The sequence below is a fragment of the Streptomyces sp. NPDC111802 genome, from assembly GCF_055634335.1.
In genome coordinates this window covers 7,220-31,675 of the sequence record NZ_JBVKCZ010000016.1, presented here as the reverse complement: position 1 = coordinate 31,675, position 24,456 = coordinate 7,220, and the positions used below count along the sequence as shown (strand labels likewise).

The 24,456-nt window shown below is 69.6% G+C and carries 18 protein-coding genes; 14 read left to right on the top strand and 4 right to left on the bottom strand.

Annotated features, from left to right (window positions below; all coding sequences use genetic code 11):
* Positions 1-52: 52 nt before the first annotated feature.
* Positions 53-3,109 (top strand): excinuclease ABC subunit UvrA, encoded by a 3,057-nt coding sequence (gene uvrA / locus ACZ7NC_RS19260; protein ID WP_471489762.1) that lies wholly within the window; start codon positions 53-55, stop codon positions 3,107-3,109.
* 154 nt (positions 3,110-3,263) lie between these two features.
* Here the strand turns inward: uvrA and ACZ7NC_RS19255 are convergent, their stop codons facing one another.
* From ACZ7NC_RS19255 to ACZ7NC_RS19240, 4 genes are all read right to left on the bottom strand, one after another.
* Entirely contained in the window at positions 3,264-4,175 is a 912-nt protein-coding gene (locus tag ACZ7NC_RS19255; protein WP_471489760.1) for a carbohydrate kinase family protein, read from the bottom strand.
* Complete coding sequence (locus tag ACZ7NC_RS19250) at positions 4,172-5,338, bottom strand: LacI family DNA-binding transcriptional regulator (RefSeq protein ID WP_471489758.1); 1,167 nt, start codon at positions 5,336-5,338, stop codon at positions 4,172-4,174. Before ACZ7NC_RS19250 ends, ACZ7NC_RS19255 begins: the two co-directional genes overlap by 4 nt.
* Positions 5,339-5,584: 246 nt before the next feature.
* The gene (locus ACZ7NC_RS19245; RefSeq protein ID WP_471489756.1) at positions 5,585-6,541 is read right to left on the bottom strand and encodes a hypothetical protein; all 957 of its coding nucleotides are present in this window, start codon (positions 6,539-6,541) and stop codon (positions 5,585-5,587) included.
* Positions 6,542-6,813: 272 nt separating this feature from the next.
* Positions 6,814-7,191, bottom strand: coding sequence for a hypothetical protein (locus ACZ7NC_RS19240; protein ID WP_471489754.1), 378 nt, complete (start codon positions 7,189-7,191; stop codon positions 6,814-6,816).
* A gap of 144 nt (positions 7,192-7,335) precedes the next feature.
* Here ACZ7NC_RS19240 and uvrC point away from each other — a divergent pair, with 144 nt between their 5' ends.
* The 13 genes from uvrC (at position 7,336) to ACZ7NC_RS19175 (ending at position 24,272) form a co-directional block, all read left to right on the top strand.
* Entirely contained in the window at positions 7,336-9,612 is a 2,277-nt protein-coding gene (uvrC, locus tag ACZ7NC_RS19235) for an excinuclease ABC subunit UvrC (protein WP_471489752.1), read from the top strand.
* Complete coding sequence (gene rapZ, locus ACZ7NC_RS19230) at positions 9,609-10,625, top strand: RNase adapter RapZ (RefSeq protein WP_471489750.1); 1,017 nt, start codon at positions 9,609-9,611, stop codon at positions 10,623-10,625. The genes uvrC and rapZ overlap by 4 nt, the downstream gene beginning before the upstream one ends.
* Positions 10,622-11,689, top strand: coding sequence for a gluconeogenesis factor YvcK family protein (locus ACZ7NC_RS19225; protein WP_471489748.1), 1,068 nt, complete (start codon positions 10,622-10,624; stop codon positions 11,687-11,689). Before rapZ ends, ACZ7NC_RS19225 begins: the two co-directional genes overlap by 4 nt.
* Positions 11,680-12,669, top strand: coding sequence for a DNA-binding protein WhiA (whiA, locus tag ACZ7NC_RS19220; RefSeq protein WP_062719176.1), 990 nt, complete (start codon positions 11,680-11,682; stop codon positions 12,667-12,669). Before ACZ7NC_RS19225 ends, whiA begins: the two co-directional genes overlap by 10 nt.
* A 151-nt stretch (positions 12,670-12,820) precedes the next feature.
* Positions 12,821-15,775, top strand: coding sequence for a M14 family metallopeptidase (locus ACZ7NC_RS19215; protein ID WP_471489746.1), 2,955 nt, complete (start codon positions 12,821-12,823; stop codon positions 15,773-15,775).
* Between the two features lie 229 nt (positions 15,776-16,004).
* On the top strand, positions 16,005-17,012 hold the full coding sequence (gap, locus tag ACZ7NC_RS19210; RefSeq protein ID WP_471489745.1) for a type I glyceraldehyde-3-phosphate dehydrogenase: 1,008 nt from the start codon (positions 16,005-16,007) through the stop codon (positions 17,010-17,012).
* 144 nt (positions 17,013-17,156) lie between these two features.
* Positions 17,157-18,368, top strand: a complete 1,212-nt coding sequence (locus tag ACZ7NC_RS19205) for a phosphoglycerate kinase (RefSeq protein ID WP_471489744.1) — start codon at positions 17,157-17,159, stop codon at positions 18,366-18,368.
* Between the two features lie 3 nt (positions 18,369-18,371).
* Positions 18,372-19,148 carry a triose-phosphate isomerase gene (tpiA, locus tag ACZ7NC_RS19200; protein ID WP_471489742.1) on the top strand — a complete coding sequence of 259 codons (777 nt, stop codon included), beginning with the start codon at positions 18,372-18,374 and terminating at the stop codon, positions 19,146-19,148.
* A 102-nt stretch (positions 19,149-19,250) separates the two neighbouring features.
* Positions 19,251-19,481, top strand: a complete 231-nt coding sequence (gene secG / locus ACZ7NC_RS19195) for a preprotein translocase subunit SecG (protein WP_471489972.1) — start codon at positions 19,251-19,253, stop codon at positions 19,479-19,481.
* A gap of 201 nt (positions 19,482-19,682) precedes the next feature.
* A complete protein-coding gene (locus tag ACZ7NC_RS19190) occupies positions 19,683-20,018 on the top strand; it encodes an RNA polymerase-binding protein RbpA (protein WP_003957010.1) in 336 nt (111 codons plus the stop codon).
* Positions 20,019-20,191: 173 nt separating this feature from the next.
* The gene (locus tag ACZ7NC_RS19185) at positions 20,192-21,436 is read left to right on the top strand and encodes an MFS transporter (protein ID WP_471489740.1); all 1,245 of its coding nucleotides are present in this window, start codon (positions 20,192-20,194) and stop codon (positions 21,434-21,436) included.
* Positions 21,437-21,488: 52 nt separating this feature from the next.
* Positions 21,489-23,144: a glucose-6-phosphate isomerase gene (gene pgi, locus ACZ7NC_RS19180; protein ID WP_471489738.1), complete on the top strand. Its 1,656-nt coding sequence runs from the start codon at positions 21,489-21,491 to the stop codon at positions 23,142-23,144.
* Positions 23,145-23,267: 123 nt separating this feature from the next.
* Entirely contained in the window at positions 23,268-24,272 is a 1,005-nt protein-coding gene (locus tag ACZ7NC_RS19175) for a proline-rich domain-containing protein (RefSeq protein ID WP_471489737.1), read from the top strand.
* The last annotated feature ends 184 nt before the right edge of the window (positions 24,273-24,456 follow it).

Below are 24,456 nucleotides of genomic sequence, written 5' to 3'. Positions count from 1 at the left end.
ACACGGGGGCCTCGCCCCTTTGTCACTTCTCTCAAGAAAGGTGCGGACCGGCGTGGCCGACCGTCTCATCGTCCGTGGCGCGCGCGAGCACAACCTGAAGAATGTCTCGCTCGACCTGCCGCGCGACTCGCTCATCGTCTTCACGGGCCTGTCGGGGTCGGGCAAGTCCTCGCTGGCCTTCGACACCATCTTCGCCGAGGGGCAGCGGCGCTACGTGGAGTCGCTGTCGTCGTACGCCCGGCAGTTCCTCGGCCAGATGGACAAGCCCGACGTCGACTTCATCGAGGGTCTGTCCCCGGCGGTCTCCATCGACCAGAAGTCGACCTCGCGCAACCCGCGCTCGACGGTCGGCACCATCACCGAGGTCTACGACTACCTGCGTCTGCTCTTCGCCCGCATCGGCAAGCCGCACTGCCCCGAGTGCGGCCGCCCGATCTCGCGCCAGTCGCCGCAGGCCATCGTCGACAAGGTCCTGGAGCTGTCGGAGGGGAGCCGCTTCCAGGTCCTGTCGCCGCTGGTGCGCGAGCGCAAGGGCGAGTTCGTCGACCTCTTCGCCGACCTCCAGACCAAGGGCTACTCCCGCGCGCGCGTGGACGGCGAGACGATCCAGCTGTCCAGCCCGCCCACGCTGAAGAAGCAGGAGAAGCACACCATCGAGGTGGTCGTCGACCGCCTCACTGTGAAGGACTCCGCCAAGCGCCGCCTCACCGACTCCGTGGAGACCGCCCTCGGCCTCTCCGGCGGCATGGTCGTGCTCGACTTCGTCGACCTCCCCGAGGGCGACCCCGAGCGCGAGCGCATGTACTCCGAGCACCTGTACTGCCCGTACGACGACCTCTCCTTCGAGGAGCTGGAGCCGCGCTCCTTCTCCTTCAACTCACCCTTCGGCGCCTGCCCCGAGTGCACCGGTATCGGTACACGCATGGAGGTCGACCCCGAGCTGATCGTCCCGGACGAGGACAAGTCACTCGACGAGGGTGCCATCCACCCCTGGTCGCACGGCCACACCAAGGACTACTTCGGCCGTCTGATCGGCGCCCTCGCGGACGCGCTGGGCTTCCGGACGGACATCCCCTTCGCGGGCCTGCCGCAGCGCGCCAAGAAGGCCCTGCTCTACGGCCACAAGACGCAGATCGAGGTCCGGTACCGCAACAGGTACGGCCGTGAGCGCGTGTACACGACGCCCTTCGAGGGCGCCGTCCCCTTCGTGAAGCGCCGGCACAGCGAGGCCGAGAGCGACGCCAGCCGCGAGCGCTTCGAGGGCTACATGCGCGAGGTGCCCTGCCCCACCTGTGAGGGCACGCGCCTGAAGCCGATCGTCCTCGCGGTCACCATCATGGAGAAGTCGATCGCCGAGGTCTCGGCGATGTCCATCAGCGACTGCGCGGACTTCCTGGGCAAGCTGAAGCTCAACGCCCGGGACAAGAAGATCGCCGAGCGCGTGCTGAAGGAGGTCAACGAGCGGCTGCGGTTCCTGGTCGACGTCGGCCTGGACTACCTCTCGCTCAACCGCGCAGCCGGCACGCTCTCCGGCGGTGAGGCCCAGCGCATCCGTCTGGCCACCCAGATCGGTTCCGGACTCGTCGGCGTGCTGTACGTCCTCGACGAGCCGTCCATCGGCCTGCACCAGCGCGACAACCACCGGCTGATCGAGACCCTCGTCCGGCTGCGTGACATGGGCAACACGCTCATCGTCGTGGAGCACGACGAGGACACCATCAAGGTCGCCGACTGGATCGTCGACATCGGCCCCGGCGCCGGTGAGCACGGCGGCAAGGTCGTGCACAGCGGCTCCCTGAAGGAGCTGCTCGCCAACGCCGAGTCGCAGACCGGGCAGTACCTCGCCGGGAAGAAGGCGATCCCGCTGCCCGACATCCGGCGTCCGCGCGACCCGTCCCGGCAGCTCACGGTGCACGGCGCCCGTGAGAACAACCTCCAGGACATCGACGTCTCGTTCCCGCTGGGCGTGTTCACCGCGGTCACGGGCGTCTCCGGCTCCGGCAAGTCGACGCTCGTCAACGACATCCTGTACACGCACCTGGCCCGTGAGCTCAACGGCGCCCGCAACGTCCCGGGGCGGCACACGCGAGTGGACGGCGACGACCTCGTCGACAAGGTGGTACACGTCGACCAGTCGCCCATCGGCCGCACCCCGCGTTCGAACCCGGCGACGTACACCGGCGTCTTCGACCACATCCGCAAGCTGTTCGCCGAGACCACAGAGGCGAAGGTCCGCGGCTACATGCCGGGTCGCTTCTCCTTCAACGTCAAGGGCGGCCGCTGCGAGAACTGCGCGGGCGACGGCACCATCAAGATCGAGATGAACTTCCTCCCGGACGTGTACGTCCCGTGCGAGGTCTGCCACGGCGCCCGGTACAACCGGGAGACCCTGGAGGTCCACTACAAGGGCAAGTCCATCTCCGAGGTCCTGAACATGCCGATCGAAGAGGCCATGGACTTCTTCGAGGCCGTCCCGGCGATCAACCGTCACCTCAAGACGCTGAACGACGTCGGTCTCGGCTACGTCCGGCTCGGACAGTCCGCGACCACCCTGTCCGGCGGTGAGGCACAGCGCGTGAAGCTCGCCAGCGAGCTGCAGAAGCGCTCCACCGGCCGCACGGTCTACGTCCTCGACGAGCCGACCACCGGTCTGCACTTCGAGGACATCAGTAAGCTGCTGAAGGTCCTCTCGGGTCTGGTCGACAAGGGCAACACGGTCATCGTCATCGAGCACAACCTCGATGTGATCAAGACCGCCGACTGGGTCGTGGACATGGGTCCCGAGGGCGGCGCCGGCGGTGGTCTCGTGATCGCCGAGGGCACGCCCGAGGAGGTCGCCGCGGTCCCGGCCAGCCACACCGGCAAGTTCCTGCGTGAGATCCTCGGCGCCGACCGGATCAGCGACGCGGCCCCGGTGAAGGCCCCGCGCAAGGCGGCGGCCAAGAAGACAGTCGCGGCAGGGACGACGGCGAAGAAGACCGCGACGGCCAGGACCACGAGGACGGTCAACAACAAGGCCACCGACAAGGCGGCCGGAGCCACCAAGAAGGCGGCTGCCGCGAAGAAGGCCACGCCCGCGAAGAAGACGACGCGGGCCCGCAAGGCCTGAGACTGGCGGGCCACGAGTCCCGACAAGTTCTGAAAGGTGCGGCGCCCCGCGGGAACTCCCCGCGGGGCGCCGTCCGTTGCATGATCAGCCGCCCGATCCAGGCGGCCATGACGGACCTTGACTCCTCAACAGTGGCTTGGAAAGGGAACGCCTCCTAGAAGTCCCCCAGTTCGGAGGCGTACGGCGGTTCGGCTCCCGCCCGGGAGCAGGTGATCGCGGCAGCCCGCGCCGCGAACCGCAGCAGCCGTGTCCAGTCGGCGGCGCCGAGTCCCACGAGCGCCTCGGCGGACAGGGCGTCCTGGGCGGCCAAGCCGTGCAACAGGGCCGCGTTCACGGTGTCGCCCGCACCGATCGTGTCCACGATGTCGACCTCTTCGCCCGGTACGGTGTGCACCGCGCCGTCGCGTGTGAAGGCGGTCAGACCGTCACCGCCCTGAGTGATCACGACGGCCGCAGGTCCCGCGGCCAGCCATTCACGAGGCGTGCCGCCCAGCCACAGCGCGTCCTCTTCGGAGAGCTTGAGCAGCGACACCGATGGCAGCCAGCTCTTGAACCGGGCCCGGTAGCCGTCCGGGTCGGGGATCAGGCCCGCTCGGATGTTCGGGTCGAGCGCGGTGAACACCCCTTGCGCGGCCGCGCTCCGCATCAGCTCCTCATAGGCGCTCGCCCCCGGTTCCAGGACGAGCGAACAGGTGCCGAAGGAGACCGCGCGGGCCGCCGCGGGCAGCTCCGGAGGCGCGGTGAAGAGCCGGTCGGCGGTGCCCTCGACATAGAAGGAGTAGGCGGCCGAGCCCTTCTCGTCGATGGTGGCGACCGCGAGCGTGGTCGGCTCCATGCCGCGCTGCACTGCCGACACATCCACCCCCGCCTGCCGCAGCCCGTCGAGCAGCGCCTCACCGAACGCGTCGGAGGAGGTCCGGGAGCAGAAGGCGGTGGGGGAGCCGAGGCGGCCGAGGGCCACGGCGGTGTTGAAGGGGCCGCCGCCGAGCGCCGGCTTCAGGCCGGCGAGGGCACCCATGCCCTGCGGTACCAGGTCGATCAGGGCCTCACCGGCGACGACGATCACGAGACGGTTCCTTTCACGGAGGTCCGGGACTGTTCGGGGCTGTCGGATGTCGGGGGCTCGGTAGGGCCCTCGGGTCCCTCGGAGCTCACCGGGACCTGTGGCTTCCCGGAGATCTCGGACCTCGCGGAGCTCTCCGGCCGCCCCGGTTGTTCGGCACAGCCGCACGAGGTGCGATGCACGAACGCGCACGCGAGCCGCAGGGTCCGGGCGGGCCGGTCCGGCGAGGCGAGGCGGTCCAATAGCACACGGACGGCCTGGGCGCCGATGTCCCTGCTGGGCTGGGCCACCGCGGTGAGCCGGGGCGAGAACAGGTCGGCCCAGGCGAAGTCGTCGAAGCAGCACAGCGCGATGTCACCCGGCACGGACAGGCCGAGGTCGCGCAGGCCGCGCAGGGCACCCATGGTCATCGCGTTGTTGGCGGTGACGAGCGCCGTGGGTGGCGAGTCGAGGGACAGTAGCGCGGCGGTGGCCCGTTCGGCGCCGGCCGACTCGGAGTCTCCGTGCACGACGAGGCGTCCGTCGTATGTGAGCCCGGCGGCCGCCAGGCCGTCCCGGTATCCGGTGAGGCGCTCGCTGGTGGTGCTGAGTCCGGGCAGTCCGGCGACCAGACCGATCCGCCGGTGACCGAGGCCGGCGAGGTGGGTGACCAACTGGGCCATGGGTGCGGCACCGTCGGCGCAGACCTGGTCGAATCGCGTCGAGCCGTCCGCCGGGTCGTCGACCACGCGGTCGAGGAGGACGGTCGGCACCTTGTGGCGGCCGAGGTAGGCGAGGAGCTCGCGTGGATCGGCGGAGGGCGCGACGATCACACCGTCCACGCGGCGCTCGTGCAGGAGCTGAGCGACCTTGTGTTCATGTGCCGGGTCGTCGTGTGGGTCGGCGATGAGCAGGCTGTAGCCGTGCTCCAGGGCGGCGGCCTCGACACCCTGAAGTATCTCCGTGAAGTAAGGGTTGCTGATCGCCGACACCGCGAGCCCGATGGAGCGGGTGCGGGAGGTCACCAGCGAACGGGCGAGAGTGTTGGGCGTGTAGCCGAGCTGCTCCATGGCGTCCAGCACCGCCTGACGGGTGTGGGGGAGCACGGGCCGGGTCCCGTTCAGCACATGCGAGACGGTCGCCACGGATACGCCGGCGCTGCGCGCGACGTCGGCCATGGTCGCCATCGCGATCCCCTCCCTGTGCGGCGCCCTTCCCGGGCCACCGGGCTGCTTCTGGCCGGGAAGGTATCCCATTCGGAGCCAGACGTAAACGCTTGCGCAATCGTTTACGTCCCGGACCGAAGCGAACCCCCAAGGGGGAAGGCCAAGGCATACCGAGATCAGAAGGCGGCGGTCAGTCCCGCCGAGGGTCGGTCAGTCCCGTCGGGGTCGGTCCGTCCCGCCAGGGTCGGCTCGGAGTGGCGGCTCGGCTCACTCCCATTCCCAACCGATGCCCACGATCCCCGTCCGCACCCGTGGTTCGACAAGGTGAACGGAGTGATGCGGTCCGCTGAGGGCCAAGCCCTGGCGACCGCTGCGGGGTGCCGCCGCCGAGTGCTGGGCAAAGCGGTGGCAGCGGGCCGGGAGGGCGTTCTCGGCGAAGCGGACCTGGAGGGCGTACTGGCCGCCCGCGAAATGGAAGCCACGAGCGTACTCGCGGGACACGTCGGCCGTGCCGTCCTCGACGCCGTAGCGGAAGAGATAGGTGTCGCCGGCCCGCAGGCGCGTGCCGAAGAGCAACTCGGTGACGAGGATGCCGGTGTCGTGGTGCCAACGGACTCGTCCCGTGCGGCAGTTCTCCAGGGCGTGCACCTTCATGCGTTCCGGCGCGCACCCCGGGTCGCCGTGGTGGACGGCCACGAAGCGGCCCACGCCGTCCTTGTGGGCGCGCACGATGTGGTGCGACTCGCGGCCCGCGAGTTCGCGGCGCGCACCGATCCGTACCTGCTCGTGGTGCCCGAGGGTGTGCAGGCCGCCGTCGACCGGGCAGTTCAGTTCGCTCAGCAGCCGCTCCAGCACGCCCGAGGCCTCCATCAAGGCGCGGTAGGAACGGGCGGCGGGCTGCTGGAGGGCGGAATGGTCGTCGACCTCGGAGAGCAGCCGGATCAGCGACTCCTCCGGGAGCTGGAGTATCTCCTCCAACGCCCGTACCGCGCGCAGCGACTCGGGACGCTGCGGACGGCGGGCTCCCTGCTGCCAGTAGCTCAGGCTGGTGACGCCGACCTTCACACCGCGACGGGACAGATGATGCTGCACACGCTGAAGCGGCAGTCCCCGGGCGGCTATCGCGGCGCGCAGGGCGACATGGAAGGGGCCGCCTCGCAGAGCCGTGTCCAGCTCCGCGGAGGCGACGGCGGCGATGTCCGCGTGCTGTGTGGCGTGCGGCATGCAGGGGCCTTTCTGTGTTCACAACGGCTGGTCAGACCGTTCACGCGAGTGGTCGGGGCCACCCCGTCGGCGCGGTGGGGGACTCTTCACATCCGTACGCCGCCGTTCAGATCCCCGAGTTCCCCCGCATTGAAGCGTGTTGACCAAGTCCCGACAACACCTGATGCCCAACCGCCACGCACTCCTGGCCGAGTCGCGATGCGCACGGCGAAAGCCGCGCGTGGAGCACGGCGAAGCCGTGATCCGCGACGAGTGCCCGGCGCGCACCAACATCATCCGCCCGCGATCGTGCCGCTGCCGCTGCCGCTGCCGCTGCCGCCGACCGGCCCGAGGCATGTATGACCGCCCGAGGCGCACGCCGGGGAGGCAGCCGCCCAGCTGGGAGAGACGTGCGTTCGGTGACGTGGCGTACGGTCCGGGCGGTCGTCCCTGAGGTCGAGGCCCTCGGCGACCGCAGTCGTGGATGTGGGATGTACCGCCGGGCACGCCCCGGCCGCCCTTTCTCGGCCCAGCGCCGGGACGCTCCGCCCGCCCACCTCGGCGCCCGCGAGCGCGATGCCCTCGCCCTGATGGCCGAGGGCCGCTCCGGCGCGGGCACAGGCCGGCGCCTGCGCGTCACCGAGGGCACGGTTGAGACACGTCCGCCGCATCAGGGGCAAGCTCCGCCTGCGGGGGACGGCGACGATCACCGTCGTGTGCCGGCGGTTCTGACGTTTTCTGCGGTCCCGCTGACCGTGGCGGGGGTTATCCACAGCCTCGCCGGACTGTCACCGGGCGCCAGTAGGGTGTGAGACATGGCCGATCCCTCCAGCTACCGCCCCAAGCCGGGACAGATCCCGGACTCCCCCGGGGTGTACAGGTTCCGTGACGAGCACCGCCGGGTGATCTACGTCGGAAAGGCGAAGAGCCTGCGCCAGCGCCTGGCGAACTACTTCCAGGACCTGGCGGGCCTCCACCCCCGCACCCGCACCATGGTGACCACCGCCGCATCCGTGGAGTGGACGGTGGTGTCGACGGAGGTCGAGGCCCTTCAGCTGGAGTACTCCTGGATCAAGGAGTACGACCCCAGGTTCAACGTCAAGTACCGCGACGACAAGAGCTACCCGTATCTCGCGGTGACGATGAACGAGGAGTTTCCGCGCGTCCAGGTGATGCGAGGTCACAAGAAGAAGGGCGTCCGGTACTTCGGGCCGTACGCGCACGCGTGGGCGATCCGCGACACCGTCGACCTCCTCCTGCGCGTCTTCCCGGTCCGCACCTGCTCGGCCGGCGTGTTCAAGAACGCCTCCCGCACCGGCCGCCCCTGCCTGCTCGGCTACATCGGCAAGTGCTCCGCCCCCTGCGTCGGACGCGTCTCCGCCGAGGACCACCGTGAACTGGCCGAGGAGTTCTGCGACTTCATGACCGGCCGCACGGGCGCGTATCTGCGCCGCCTGGAGACGCAGATGATGGAGGCGGCCGACGAGATGGAGTACGAGCGGGCGGCCCGCCTGCGGGACGACATCGAGGCCCTGAAGAAGGCCATGGAGAAGAACGCGGTCGTGCTCGCCGACGCGACCGACGCCGACCTCATCGCCGTCGCCGAGGACGAGCTGGAAGCGGCCGTGCAGATCTTCCACGTCCGCGGCGGACGGGTGCGCGGCCAGCGCGGCTGGGTCACCGACAAGGTCGAGGAGATCACCACCGGCGCCCTCGTGGAGCACGCCCTCCAGCAGCTCTACGGCGAGGAGACCGGGGACGCGGTGCCCAAGGAGGTCCTCGTCCCGGCTCTCCCCGACCCGCTGGAGCCCGTGCAGGAGTGGCTGTCGGGCCGACGCGGCTCGAACGTCTCGTTGCGCATCCCCCAGCGGGGTGACAAGCGCGCCCTCATGGAGACCGTCGAGCGCAACGCCCAGCAGGCGCTCGTCCTGCACAAGACCAAGCGCGCCTCCGACCTGACCACTCGCTCGCGGGCGCTGGAGGAGATCGCCGACGCCCTCGACCTGGACAGCGCCCCGCTCAGGATCGAGTGCTACGACATCTCGCATCTCCAGGGCGACGACGTGGTGGCCTCCATGGTCGTCTTCGAGGACGGCCTGGCCCGCAAGAGCGAGTACCGCCGCTTCCAGATCAAGGGCTTCGAGGGCCAGGACGACGTCCGCTCCATGCACGAGGTGATCACCCGCCGCTTCAAGCGCTACCTCGCCGAGAAGGAGCGGACCGGCGAGTGGACCGACGGCGAGGACACCCTCGCCGACACCTCCTCCGGCTCCGTCGCCGACACCTCCTCCGACTCCGTCGCCGGCTCCCTGCCCGACTCCTCGTCCGGCTCCCTCACGGACTCCTCGTCCGACCCGCTCGACGACACCTCGTCCACCGGCCTCACCGAGCCCTCCTCCAGCGGCCTCACCGAGCCCTCGTCCACCGGCCTACCCGGGGCCTCCTCCACCGGTCTCACCGACACCTCCTCCGCCCCCCTCGCGAACGGCCTCAACGACGACGACGGCCGTCCCAAGCGCTTCGCCTACCCGCCCCAGCTCGTCGTCGTCGACGGCGGTCAGCCGCAGGTCGCGGCCGCCCAGCGGGCCCTGGACGAGCTCGGCATCGACGACATCGCCGTCTGCGGCTTGGCCAAGCGCCTGGAGGAGGTCTGGCTGCCCGGTGACGACGACCCGGTCGTACTGCCCCGCACCAGCGAGGGCCTGTACCTGCTCCAGCGCGTCCGAGACGAGGCCCACCGCTTCGCGATCACCTACCAGCGCACCAAGCGCGCCAAGCGCTTCCGGTCGAGCCCGCTGGACGACGTGCCGGGCCTCGGCGAGACCCGCAAGCAGGCCTTGATCAAGCACTTCGGTTCGGTGAAGAAGCTGCGGGCCGCGACGATCGACCAGATCTGCGAGGTTCCGGGCATAGGTCGCAAAACCGCGGAGACCATCGCCGCGGCCTTCGCCCGGGCGGCCCCGGCCGCGCCCGCCGTGAACACGGCGACTGGAGAGATCATGGAAGACGAGGAATCCGAAACGACGGCGGAGACCTCGGGGGAGCCCGTGTCCGCGGGCGCCCCGGACGAACGACGGGGGCAGGAGAGATGAGCGAGCACGACAAGCAGCCCACAACCGAGCGAGATCAACAAGCCCAGGAAACCCACAAGAAGACCGGCGAGGATCTCACCCAGCAGGACGCACTCCAGAAAGACGGAGCACAGGTGAGTACGGGTAGCGAGACAGCCGGGGTCCCCGAGGCGGCCATCCCCGAGCTGGTGATCATCTCCGGCATGTCCGGGGCCGGCCGCTCCACAGCGGCGAAGTGTCTGGAGGACCTCGGCTGGTTCGTCGTCGACAACCTGCCGCCCGCGCTGATCCCCACCATGGTGGAGCTCGGCGCCCGGTCCCAGGGCAATGTGGCGCGGATCGCGGTGGTCGTCGACGTCCGAGGCCGACGCTTCTTCGACAACCTCCGCGATTCGCTCTCGGACCTGGACACCCGGGGTGTCACGCGCCGGATCGTGTTCCTGGAGTCCTCCGACGACGCCCTGGTGCGCCGGTTCGAGTCGGTGCGCCGCCCGCACCCGCTCCAGGGCGACGGCCGGATCGTCGACGGCATCGCCGCCGAGCGCGAGCTGCTGCGCGAGCTGCGGGGCGACGCCGACCTGGTGATCGACACCTCCAGCCTCAACGTGCACGAGCTGCGGGCCAAGATGGACGCCCAGTTCGCCGGGGAGGAGGAGCCCGAGCTGCGGGCCACGGTGATGTCCTTCGGCTTCAAGTACGGCCTCCCGGTCGACGCCGACCTGGTCGTGGACATGCGCTTCCTGCCCAACCCGCACTGGGTTCCGGAGCTGCGCCCCTACACCGGCCTCAACGAGGAGGTGTCGGCGTACGTCTTCAACCAGCCGGGCGCGAAGGAGTTCATCGACCGCTACTCCGAGCTGCTCCAGCTGATCGCGGCCGGATACCGTCGCGAGGGCAAGCGGTACGTGACGATCGCGGTCGGCTGCACCGGCGGCAAGCACCGCTCGGTCGCCACATCCGAGAAGCTCGCGGCGCGCCTTGCCTCCCAGGGCGTGGAGACGGTGGTCGTGCACCGGGACATGGGACGGGAATGACGGGACGTACTCCCCGGCTGAGCAGGCTGCGCCGCGCGGTGCCCGAGTCGCGCGCCGGCCGGCCCGCCGAGGCCCGCGGCGCGCGGCCCCGCCGCCGCGGCACCCAGCCCAAGGTCGTCGCCCTCGGCGGCGGCATGGGCCTGTCCGCCTCGCTCGCCGCGCTGCGCCGGATCACCGGCGATCTCACGGCCGTCGTCACCGTGGCCGACGACGGCGGCTCCAGCGGGCGCCTGCGCGACGAGCTGGGCGTGCTGCCGCCCGGCGACCTGCGCAAGGCGCTGGCCGCGCTGTGCGGCGACGACGACTGGGGCCAGACCTGGGCCCGCGTCATCCAGCACCGCTTCCACTCCCAGGGCGATCTGCACGACCACGCGGTCGGCAATCTGCTGATCGTCGCCCTGTGGGAGCAGCTCGGCGACCATGTCCAGGCCCTCGACCTGGTCGGCAAGCTGCTCGGCGCGCACGGGCGGGTGCTGCCCATGTCCGCCGTACCCCTGGAGCTCCAGGCCCTGGTCAAGGGGCACGACCCGGACCGACCCGAGGAGGTCGAGACCGTCCGCGGTCAGGCCAACGTCGCCCTCACCCCCGGTGAGGTGCAGTCGGTGCACGTCGTGCCGTTCGACCCGCCCGCCGTCCCGGAGGCCGTCGCCGCCGTCCGGGACGCCGACTGGGTGGTGCTCGGCCCCGGGTCCTGGTTCTCCTCGGTCATCCCGCATCTGCTGGTGCCCGAACTCCTGGACGCCCTCACCCAGACGAAGGCGCGCCGGGTACTCTCCCTGAACCTCGCCCCGCAGCCGGGAGAAACCGAGGGGTTCTCCCCGCAGCGTCATTTGGAGGTTTTGGGACGACACGCCCCTAAACTCGCCCTGGACGTGGTGCTGGCCGACGAGGCCGCCGTGCCCGACCGCGAAGTGCTCACCGAGGCCGCCAAGCGGCTCGGCGCCGCGGTCGAGCTGGCCCCGGTGGCCCGGACGGACGGGACGCCCCGGCACGACCCGGAGCTCCTCGCCGCCGCGTACGACCGTATTTTTCGGATGCATGGAAGGATCGGCCCATGGCGATGACGGCAGCGGTGAAGGATGAGATCTCCCGGCTCCCCGTCACCCGGACCTGCTGCAGGAAGGCGGAGGTCTCCGCCATTCTGCGGTTCGCCGGCGGCCTCCACCTGGTCAGCGGGCGCATCGTGATCGAGGCGGAGCTGGACACCGCGATGGCGGCGCGCCGGCTGAAGCGGGACATCCTGGAGATCTTCGGCCACAGCTCCGAGCTGATCGTGATGGCGCCGGGCGGGCTGCGCCGCGGTTCGCGTTACGTCGTTCGTGTGGTCGCGGGCGGTGACCAGCTGGCCCGCCAGACCGGCCTGGTCGACGGGCGGGGCCGCCCGATCCGCGGTCTGCCCCCACAGGTGGTCTCCGGCGCGACCTGTGACGCGGAAGCCGCCTGGCGCGGTGCCTTCCTCGCGCACGGCTCGCTCACCGAGCCCGGCCGCTCGTCCTCCCTCGAGGTGACCTGCCCGGGGCCCGAGGCCGCGCTCGCTCTGGTCGGCGCCGCCCGCCGGCTGTCGATCGCGGCGAAGGCCCGCGAGGTCCGCGGCGTCGACCGGGTCGTCGTCCGGGACGGCGACGCCATCGGCGCCCTGCTCACCCGCCTCGGCGCGCACGAGTCCGTGCTGGCCTGGGAGGAGCGCCGGATGCGCCGCGAGGTCCGCGCCACGGCGAACCGCCTCGCCAACTTCGACGACGCCAACCTTCGCCGTTCCGCGCGCGCGGCCGTCGCCGCCGGCGCCCGAGTCCAGCGCGCCCTGGAGATCCTCGGCGAGGAGGTCCCTGAGCACCTCGCCGCCGCCGGACGTCTGCGCATGGAGCACAAGCAGGCCTCCCTGGAGGAGCTGGGCGCGCTCGCCGACCCGCCGCTGACCAAGGACGCCGTCGCCGGCCGTATCCGCCGACTGCTGGCCATGGCCGACAAGCGGGCCCAGGACCTCGGGATCCCGGGCACGGAGGCCAACCTCTCCGAGGAACTCGCGGACAACCTCGTGGGGTGACCCAACAGATCGTCAATATCGCGCTGCCGACGTCCACTTGGGACGTCGGCACCGGTATTTGTCAGTCTTTGCGGCGCTCTTGACTGGAACATGAAGTGGCATGAGCCTGGCAGTCATTCGCCACTGTGGCGAAACACTGCTAGGGGGGTACATGAGACCCAGAGCGAGATCGATCCTCGCTGTCGGCGCGCTCCTCATAGGTGGGGCGAGTATCGCACCCATCGCACAGGCACGACCGGGAAGTTCACAGGAAACCGACCCGAGCGAAGTCAAGGTCTTCCGGGCCGAGGTCACCAAGAAGCAGGTACCCCTGCTGCTGGCGGCCGGTCAGGACGGCCACGAACTCAGCGAGCAGGCGCCCGAGAAGGGCACGGCCACCGTCGAGGTCTACCTCACCGACGACCAGGCCAAGAAGCTCGAGAAGCAGGGCGTCGAGCTCACCGAGCACGACCTCTCCACCAAGGCGGAGGCCCGTACCGAGCAGGCCGCCGAGGGCGTGTACCGCCCGTACAGCGGCAGCGGGGGGCTCAAGGAGGAGATCGTCCGGACCGGCCAGGAGAACCCCGGCCTCACCAAGGTCATCTCCATCGGCAAGACGGTCAACGGCCAGGACATCCTGGCGCTCAAGCTCACCAAGAACGCCAAGACGACGAAGGACGGCTCCAAGCCCTCCGTCCTCTACATGTCCAACCAGCACGCGCGCGAGTGGATCACGCCGGAGATGACCCGGCGCCTGATGCACCACTACCTGGACAACTACAAGACGGACAAGCGGATCAAGAAGATCGTCGACTCGACCGAGCTGTGGTTCGTCCTCTCGGCCAACCCCGACGGCTACGACTACACGTTCCAGGACTCGAACAGCCGCCTGTGGCGCAAGAACCTGCGGGACATCAACGACGACGGCACCATCACCACCGGCGACGGCGTCGACCTCAACCGCAACTTCAGCTACAAGTGGGGCTACGACGACGAGGGTTCGTCCCCCAACCCCACCAGCGAGACCTATCGCGGCGCGTCCCCGGCCTCCGAGCCCGAGACCAAGGCGCTGGACTCCTTCGAGAAGCGCATCGGCTTCACCTACGGCATCAACTACCACTCCGCCGCCGAACTCATCCTCTACGGAGTCGGCTGGCAGGTGGCCACCGACACCCCCGACGACGTGATGTACAAGGCCCTCGCCGGAACCCCGGACAACTCCGCGATCCCCGGCTACCGTCCGCAGGTCTCCTCGGAGCTGTACACGACCAACGGCGAGGCAGACGGTCACGCCTCGAACGTCAACGGCCTGGCGATGTACACGCCCGAGATGTCGACCTGTCAGACCGCGTCGAACATCGACCCGAACGACCAGTGGAACGCGGCAGACTGCCAGTCGGTGTTCAACTTCCCGGACGACGAGAGGCTGATCCAGGACGAGTTCGCGAAGAACGTGCCGTTCGCGCTCTCGGTCGCCGAGAGCGCCGGGCGTCCCGACCAGCCCGTCTCCTCGCTCGGCCTGAAGGCCGCCGACTTCACCCCGGCGCCGTTCACCACGTCGTACTCCCGTGGCGCGGACCAGGAGGTCTCCGTCGTCGTACGCAGGTCCGTGCGCGACAAGGAGCTCAAGTACCGCGTCAACGGCGGCCGTACGCACGACATGGCGCTCAGGCCCTGGCAGGGCGGCGAGACATACGGCGGTGAGGACAACCTCTACTTCGACCAGTACCGCGCCAAGGTCGCCGACGGCGACCAGGGGGACAAGGTCGAGGTGTGGTTCACCGGTGAGACCAGGAGCGGACAGAAGGTCTCCAGCGAGCACTTCACGTACACGGTGGCCGAACGGCCGCGCGCGGACGTCCTCGTGGTCGCCGAGGAAGGCGCCGGCGCCACGCACGCGCAGAAGTACGTCGACGCGCTCAAGGCCAACGGCCACCGGGCGATCGTCTGGGACGTCGCCGCACAGGGCGCGCCCGACGCGCTCGGCGTCCTGAGTCACTTCGACACCGTCGTCCACTACACCGGCGCGAACGTCCCGGGCAACGCCACCCAGCTCCAGCTGCGCGCCTACCTCAACGAGGGCGGCAAGCTGATGGAGGCAGGTGAGCAGGCCGGCGGCAACGTCGACCTCGGCGGCGGCACCCTGTCGAACGACTTCAGCCAGTACTACCTGGGCGCCTACTCCCGTACGTCGCTCCCCGGCGCCACCGGCTTCACCGGCTCCGGCAAGCTCGGCGGCTTCACCGGAGCGCTCGGCGACGCCACCGGCAACCCGCTCGACAAGGCCGGGAGTTACAGCGTCACCTCGGACCAGCTGTCCGTCGACACCTACCCGCAGTTCGCCAGCGCGGGCGCGGGCCGGTTCGCCGGCACCGTCAGCCCGTACGGCCCCTACGCGGGCTCCTGGATGGCGGCCGCCGTGCACACCGACGACGCCTACAAGCGGCTCACCAGGACCGTCGACCTCACCGGTGTGACGGCGGCGCAGCAACCCGTCCTGCGCACCCAGCTGCTGTGGGATGTCGAACCCGGCTACGACAACGTCCTGATCGAGGCCCACACTACCGGGGGCGAGGACTGGACGACGCTTCCCGAGAAGGGCGGTGCCACCAGCAACACCGTGCCGGCGGAGTGCGAGGCCGGGTTCTACATGGCCGAGCACCCCTGGCTCGCGCACTACCTGACGCAGTCGGCCGCCGGCTGCACCGCGTCCGGTACCAGCGGCCAGTGGTACGCCCTCACCGGCGCCTCCGCGGGCTGGAAGCAGGTCGAGTTCGACCTGAGCGCGTACGCCGGCAAGTCCGTCGAGATCTCGATCAGCTATGTCTCCGACCCGGGCTTCGGCGGCCGTGGCGTCCTCGCCGACCAGGCCGCGCTCGTCGTCGGCGGAACGGCCACCGAGACCGAGGGCTTCGAGACGTCGCTCGGCGCCTGGAGTGTGAGCGGACCGCCCGCGGGCAGCCCGGCCGCGCTCAAGGACTGGGCACGCACCGGAGCGCTGTTCCAGACGTACGGCGCGATCACCACGGACGACACGGTGCTTCTCGGCTTCGGCCTGGAACACATCACCGCGGCGGCCGACCGTACGGCGCTCATCGGAAACGCCCTCGACTCACTTGACGAGTGACACGCCGAGGTCAACTGCGCGCAACGCACAGTGACCAAATCGAGTGATCCGGACTTTCGGGCGGGGCGGTCCGTACCCCTACTGGCGGGTACGGACCGCCGTGCCGTGTATGAGGCATCTGGATGTCACCACGGCGGCCTCAGAGAGGTAGGGTCGTAGGCGGTCGGGGACATCCCAAACAGAGCTCGCCGGCACCGCATGGCCGGCGTACCAACGAGGAGATCGGTTCGTGACGATCCGCGTAGGCATCAACGGCTTCGGTCGTATCGGTCGCAACTACTTCCGCGCGCTGCTGGAGCAGGGCGCTGACATCGAGATCGTGGCTGTCAACGACCTGGGTGACACAGCGACCACCGCTCACCTGCTGAAGTACGACACCATCCTTGGCCGTCTCAAGCAGGAGGTCTCGCACACCGCCGACACCATCACGGTCGACGGCAAGACCATCAAGGTGCTTTCCGAGCGCAACCCCGCCGACATCCCGTGGGGTGAGCTGGGCGTCGACATCGTCATCGAGTCGACCGGCATCTTCACCAAGAAGGCCGACGCCGAGAAGCACATCGCGGGCGGCGCCAAGAAGGTCCTCATCTCGGCTCCGGCCAAGGACGAGGACATCACCATCGTGATGGGCGTCAACCAGGACAAGTACGACGCGGCAAACCACCACGTCATCTCCAACGCCTCCTGCACCACGAACTGTGTGGCGCCGATGGCGAAGGTTCTCGACGAGAACTTCGGCATCGTCAAGGGCCTGATGACGACGGTCCACGCATACACCAACGACCAGCGCATCCTGGACTTCCCGCACTCGGACCTGCGCCGCGCCCGCGCCGCCGCCGAGAACATCATCCCGACCACCACGGGTGCCGCCAAGGCCACCGCGCTGGTCCTTCCGCAGCTCAAGGGCAAGCTGGACGGCATCGCCATGCGCGTCCCGGTCCCGACCGGCTCGGTCACCGACCTCGTCGTCGAGCTCGGCCGTGAGGTCACCAAGGAAGAGGTCAACGCCGCCTTCCAGAAGGCCGCCGAGGGCGAGCTGAAGGGTCTCCTCGAGTACACCGAGGACGCGATCGTCTCCTCCGACATCGTCAACGAGCCGGCCTCCTGCACCTTCGACTCCTCCCTGACCATGGTCCAGGAGGGCAAGAACGTGAAGGTCATCGGCTGGTACGACAACGAGTGGGGCTACTCCAACCGCCTCGTCGACCTGACGGTCTTCGTCGGCAACCAGCTCTGATCGGCAGAGCAGACACCTTGATGTGAGGCCAGGGCTCGGGCGGCGCAGGGACGCGCCGCCCGGGCCCTGACTCACGTGCAGACCAGCCCTCTTAGGATCACTGGCGATCCGAGCATCACGAACCCTCCTCGGGAGTCCCCTTCCATGAAGACGATCGACGAACTCCTCGCCGAAGGAGTCGCGGGCCGGCGGGTCTTCGTCCGCGCCGACCTGAATGTGCCGCTGGACGGCACCACCATCACCGACGACGGCCGTATCCGCGCCGTGCTGCCCACCGTCAAGGCGCTGGCCGAGGCGGGCGCGCGCGTGGTCGTCGCCTCGCACCTGGGCCGCCCCAAGGGCGTCCCGGACCCGGTGTTCTCGCTCGCGCCCGCCGCCGCGCGCCTCGGTGAACTCCTCGGCGCCGAGGTGGCCTTCGCGACCGACACGGTCGGCGAGTCCGCCCAGGCCGTCGTCACCGGTCTCGCCGACGGCCAGGTCGCCGTGGTCGAGAACCTCCGCTTCAACGCCGGCGAGACCAGCAAGGACGACGCCGAGCGCGCCGCCTTCGCCGACCGGCTCGCCGCCCTCGCCGACGTCTACGTCGGCGACGGCTTCGGCGCGGTGCACCGCAAGCACGCCTCGGTGTACGACCTCCCGGCCAAGCTGCCGCACTACGCCGGCTACCTCATCGCGACCGAGGTCGCCGTCCTGAAGAAGCTCACCGAGGACGTCAAGCGGCCGTACGTCGTCGCGCTCGGCGGCGCCAAGGTGTCCGACAAGCTCGCCGTCATCGACCAGCTGCTCGCCAAGGCCGACCGGCTGCTGATCGGCGGCGGCATGGCGTACACCTTCCTCAAGGCCAAGGGCCACGAGGTCGGCATCTCCCTCCTGCAGGAGGACCAGATCCCGGTCGTCACCGAGTACATGGAGCGCGCCGAGAAGAGCGGCGTCGAGCTCGTCCTGCCGGTCGACGTCCTGGTCTCCACCGAGTTCCCGGACCTGAAGACCAAGGCCCCGGCCAACCCCACGACCGTCGCCGCGGACGCCATCCCCGCCGACCAGGAGGGTCTGGACATCGGTCCGGAGACCCGCAAGCTGTACGCCTCGAAGCTCGCCGACGCCGGCACCGTCTTCTGGAACGGCCCCATGGGCGTCTTCGAGCACCCCGACTACGCCGAGGGCACCAAGGCGGTCGCCCGGGCCCTCGTCGAATCCCCGGGCTTCACCGTGGTCGGCGGCGGCGACTCCGCCGCGGCCGTCCGCACCCTGGGCTTCGACGAGTCGGCATTCGGCCACATCTCGACCGGTGGCGGCGCCTCCCTCGAATACCTCGAGGGCAAGACGCTCCCCGGCCTCGCCGCACTGGAGGACTGACCTTTGAGCACGCGCACGCCGCTGATGGCGGGCAACTGGAAGATGAACCTCAACCACCTCGAGGCCATCGCCCACGTCCAGAAGCTCGCCTTCGCCCTGGCCGACAAGGACTACGACGCAGTCGAGGTCGCCGTCCTGCCGCCCTTCACCGACCTGCGCTCCGTGCAGACCCTGGTCGACGGCGACAAGCTGAAGATCAAGTACGGCGCCCAGGACATCTCGGCGCACGACTCCGGTGCCTACACCGGCGAGATCTCCGGCCCGATGCTGGCCAAGCTGAAGTGCACGTACGTGGCGGTCGGCCACTCCGAGCGCCGCCAGTACCACGCCGAGACCGACGAGATCGTCAACGCCAAGGTCAAGGCCGCCTACAAGCACGGCCTGACCCCGATCCTGTGCGTCGGCGAGGAACTGGACGTCCGTGAGGCGGGCAACCACGTCACCCACACCCTCGCCCAGGTCGAGGGCGGTCTGAAGGACCTCCCGGCCGAGCAGGCCGAGACCGTCGTGATCGCCTACGAGCCCGTGTGGGCCATCGGCACCGGCAAGGTCTGCGGTGCCGAGGACGCGCAGGAGGTCTGCGCCGCCATCCGTGGCAAGATCGCCGAGCTGTACTCCGAGGACCTGGCCGACAAGGTCCGCATCCAGTACGGCGGCTCCGTGAAGTCGGGCAATGTCGCCGAGATCATGGCGCAGGCCGACATCGACGGCGCCCTGGTCGGGGGCGCCTCGCTGGACGCCGACGAGTTCGTCAAGATCGTGCGCTTCCGCGACCAGTGAGTATGCGGTAGCGGCGATCCGTCGTACCCTTGCGGGGGCACAGCCCTGAGGCTGTGCCCCTGTCGTCCATCCAGATCCGAGGAAGTTGGTCCAGCCGTGGTTATGGGGTTCTCGATCGCCCTGATCGTCTTCAGCGGGCTGCTGATGCTGCTGGTGCTGATGCACAAGGGCAAGGGCGGCGGCCTCTCCGACATGTTCGGTGGCGGCATGCAGTCGTCCGTCGGCGGCTCCTCGGTCGCCGAGCGCAACCTCGACCGGATCACCGTGGTGGTCGGTCTGCTCTGGTTCGCGTGCATTGTCGTACTCGGCATCACGATGAAGGTCAGCAACTGACCGGCACGCACAATCCACACGTAAGGCCCCATGTTCGGTACGCGCAGCTGAGCGCGGCCTATCATGGGGCTTGCGTCTTGGTGTAGGGGCTCTGTAACTCCAATCACTGGACGCGCGTTGGGCCTTACGTAGACTGAGGCGCTCGCAGTGAAGCGAAACGCCGACTCGCTTTGCGGCACCATCACGCAGGGAGTTACGACCGTGGCAAGTGGCAACGCGATCCGAGGAAGCCGGGTCGGGGCGGGGCCGATGGGCGAGGCCGAGCGGGGCGAGTCCGCGCCCCGGCTGCGCATCTCCTTCTGGTGCTCCAACGGGCACGAGACGCAGCCCAGCTTCGCCAGCGACGCGCAGGTTCCCGACACCTGGGACTGCCCGCGCTGCGGCTTTCCCGCCGGACAGGACCGGGACAACCCGCCGGACCCGCCGCGCACCGAGCCCTACAAGACGCACCTCGCGTATGTACGGGAACGGCGCAGCGACGCGGACGGCGAGGCGATCCTCGCCGAGGCGCTCGCCAAACTGCGAGGCGAGATCTAGGAGTTGAGGCCGGCCGGGTACCTGTGGGTGCCTGGCCGGACCAGTCGGATCCACCGCGGCCTTCCGCTCCGGGGCCGATTGTCAGTGGCGCCCTCTACGGTTTGTGTATCGATCTTTCGCATCGACACAGACGGACCGGAGGGGGAGCCGTGGCAACGGCTGGGACGGAAGACGTGCGTGCGCCCGCGTGGCGCGGTGGATTCGGACGACTGTGGACCGCCGCGGTGATCTCGCGGTTCGGGGACGCGCTGCGTACCACCGCGCTGCCGCTGCTCGCCGTGCAGCTCACGGACGACCCCCTGGTCATCGCCTCGATCACAGCCTGCGGCTATGTCCCCTGGCTGCTCTTCGGGCTGCTCGGCGGGGCCGTGGCGGACCGGGTGGACCAGCGGCGCGCGATGTGGGCGGTCGATCTCGTACGAGGACTGCTCGTCGCCGGATTCGCGCTGGCTGTGGGACTGGGACACGCCTCGATCCCGCTGCTGCTGGTGCTCGCCTTCTCACTGACGACACTCCAGACCCTGTTCGACAACGCCGCCACCGCCCTGCTCCCGGCCCTGGTCGACCCCACGGCCCTGGGTAGCGCCAACGCCCGTCTGATGACCGGCCAGCAACTCGCCGGCGGCCTGATCGCGGGCCCGTTCGTGCCGCTGCTGCTGACGGCCGGCATCGCGATGCCCTTCGTGGCCGACGCGAGCACCTATCTGCTGGCCGCCGTCCTGGTGGCATCCCTGCGGATACGGCCGCCCGAGCGCGGACCACGCCCGGCGGGCGGCACACTGCGGGCCGAGATCGGCGAAGGGCTGCGCGCACTGTGGCGGGACCGGGCGCTGCGGGCGTGCTGTGTGGCCACCCTCCTGTGCAACATCGGGATGGGTGCCCTGATCGCCACGCTGGTGCTCCATGTGACGAGCTGGCTGCACGGCGGCCACGCAGCCTACGCGGCGGCGATGACCGCGTACGCGGTCGGCGGGCTGGCGGGCGGATTCGTGGCCCAGCGGATCGCGAGCAGAACCGGGCGGATGCGGGCACTGCTGCTGGCCGGGACCGTGCAGACTTCGGCGCTGCTGCTCACGGGGACCGTCCGCCATCTGGCGGCCCTCCTGGCGGGCATGGTGCTGCTCGGCGCCATGGGCATGGTGTGGAACGTCAACCAGGTCACGCTGATGCAGCAGCGCAGCCCCGAGGCCATGGTGGGCCGGATCGCCTCGGCCTTCCGCACGGCCTCGACGTCCGGTGCCCCGATCGGTGCGCTGCTCGGCGGTGCCGTGGCGGGGGCGTGGGGGCTGAACGGACCGGCTCTGCTGGCCGCAGCGCTCTTCGCCCTGGCCGTCATCTCGTTGATACCGGCACGCAAGCCCCACGTACCTGTTGTTGCGCTGGACGACGACGTCACGACCGCTCAGGTCCCGCGCTGATCAATTAGGTTGGAACAGCTGGGACAGGCACGAAAGAAGGCTGAAGTCGTACATGAACGCAGACGGCCGTACCAGGCTCAACCAGACCCCCGAGTGGACCGCGCTGGCCAAGCACCGTGAGGAGCTCGGCGACGTGCAGCTGCGGGAGCTGTTCGGCGCCGACGAGGGCCGCGGCGCGGGGTACACGACGCAGGTCGGCGACCTGCACATCGACTACTCCAAGCACCTGGTCACCGACGAGACGCTGCGGCTGCTGCGCGAGCTGGCCGCCGCGACGGACGTCTTCGGGCTGCGGGACGCCATGTTCCGCGGCGAGAAGATCAACACCACCGAGAACCGCGCCGTGCTGCACACCGCGCTGCGCGCGCCGCGGGATGCCGTGGTCGAGGTCGACGGGGAGAACGTCGTCCCGGGTGTGCATACCGTCCTCGACAAGATGGCCGGCTTCGCCGAGCGGGTCCGCTCCGGCGCCTGGACCGGCCACACCGGCAAGCGGATCAAGAACGTCGTCAACATCGGTATCGGCGGCTCCGACCTCGGCCCCGCGATGGCCTACGAGGTGCTGCGCAGCTTCACCGACCGCGACCTCACCGTCCGCTTCGTGTCGAACGTCGACGGCGCCGACCTGCACGAAGCCACCCGTGACCTGGACGCGGCCGAGACGCTGTTCATCATCGCGTCCAAGACGTTCACCACCATCGAGACGATCACCAACGCCACGTCCGCGCGCAACTGGCTGCTGGGTGAGCTGAAGGCCGGGACGGAGGCCGTCGCCAAGCACTTCGTCGCGCTGTCGACGAACGGCGAGAAGGTGGCCGACTTCGGGATCGACACGGCCAATATGTTCGAGTTCTGGGACTGGGTAGGCGGACGCTACTCCTTCGACTCGGCGATCGGTCTGTCGCTGATGATCGCCATCGGGCCGGACCGCTTCCGGGAGATGCTGGACGGTTTCCGGATCGTCGACGAGCACTTCCGCACCGCGCCCGCCGAGGCCAACGTGCCTTTGCTGCTCGGCCTGTTGGGCATCTGGTACGGCAACTTCCACGATGCCCAGTCGCACGCGGTGCTGCCGTACAGCCACTATCTGTCGAAGTTCACGGCGTATCTCCAGCAGCTGGACATGGAGTCCAACGGCAAGTACGTCGGCCGGGACGGGCGGGAGGTCGACTGGCAGACCGGGCCGATCGTGTGGGGCACGCCGGGCACCAACGGGCAGCACGCGTACTACCAGCTGATCCACCAGGGCACCAAGCTGATCCCGGCGGACTTCATCGGCTTCGCCGAGCCGGTCGCCGAGATGAGCGACGAACTCAAGGCGCAGCACGACCTGTTGATGGCGAACTTCTTCGCGCAGACGCAGGCACTGGCGTTCGGCAAGACGCCGGAGGAGGTGCGTGCGGAGGGGGTGCCGGAGGAGCTGGTGACCCACAAGACGTTCAAGGGCAACCACCCGACGACCACGATCCTCGCGCGCGAGCTGACTCCGTCGGTGCTCGGTCAGCTGATCGCGCTGTACGAGCACAAGGTGTTCGTGCAGGGCGCGGTGTGGAACATCGACTCCTTCGACCAGTGGGGCGTCGAGCTCGGCAAGGTCCTCGCCAAGCGGGTCGAGCCCGCGCTGACCGAGGGCGCCGAGGTGCCGGGGCTGGACGGGTCGACGAAGGCGCTCGTCGCCAAGTACCGGGAGCTGCGCGGGCGGCAGTGACCGAGGATGCCAGTGACCCCGGATGCCAGTGACCGCTGATACGGAAAGCGGGCGGCGCGTTGCCGTCCGTTTCCCGTAGAATCCCTCGGCGATCATGACAACGATCACTCGGGGGAGTGCAAGTTGACTTATCCACAAGGGAGTTGGACCGGCGGTACCCTGACCGCCCGGTCGTTCCTGAAGCCTCATCATGTGGCGCGGGCGGTGTTCCACCCGGCCTGGATCCCGGAGTCACTGGATCCGTCGGTGGACGCGCTCAAGCGGGTGCGGGTCATCGCCGGCGCGGTCGCGGCGTTCGGTGTCTACACCTTCGTCGAGGGCGGCTTCGCCTTCGACGAGATGCTGGACAACGCGGCCACCGCCTGTCTGGTCCTGCTGTTCATCACACCGCTCACGGTCGGCGTGATGCTCTACCTCTGGCGGCGTTCCGGCGCAGGTACGGTGAGCCAGCTGCGGGACCCGCTCGTCAGGTCGCTGAAGTTGCTGCTGCTGTTCATCGGCTCGGCGCTCGGTACGGTGCTGATCTTCCAGCTGGGCGGCGCCCTCGGGGCCTTCGGGACCCTTCTGGTCAGCTTCGTGGGGCTCTGGATGGCGTTCTTCGTGATCGCCGGCGCCTACCGGATCTCGGGGAACTTCTTCGGCACCGCCGTCGTGCACCGCTGCCTGCCGCCGCTGCTCGCCACGGTGACGACATGGCTGATGGCCATCCCCGACCTCATCACAGGTGATCTGCACGGCCTCGGCCTCGCCATGGGCGTCGTCTTCATCCTGAGCGCCCCCGTGACCGTCACGGCCATCTCCCTGCTGGAGATGGGCCGCCTCAAGAGCCGGTACGGCATTCGGCTCGCGGACCACCCGGCCACCCTCCCGCCGACGCCCGGCCCGACACCGACCCCGCCGCCACCGTCGTACGCACCCAACGGCTTCGTACCGCCGCAGGGCACTCCGCACATGCCGCCCGGGAACCCCTACAGCACGCCCCCGCAGGGCAACCCCTACGCGCCGGGCCCACCGAACCCGTACGCACCGGGCCCGCAGAACCCGTACGCCCCGCCGCGGCCGCCCCACACCCCGCCGCCCCCGTACAACCCGCAGCAGCCTTACGGCCCCGGCCGTCACGGCGGCTGACCTCGCGGAATCCGTCGGGGTTGGGTCCCGGCGTTGGTCAGGCGACCGCTTCGTACCGCCGCAGGGCACTCCGCACACGCCGCCCGGAAACCCCTACGCGCCGGGCCCACCGAACCCGTACGCACCGGGCCCGCAGAACCCGTACGCCCCGCCGCGGCCGCCCCACACCCCGCCGCCCCCGTAC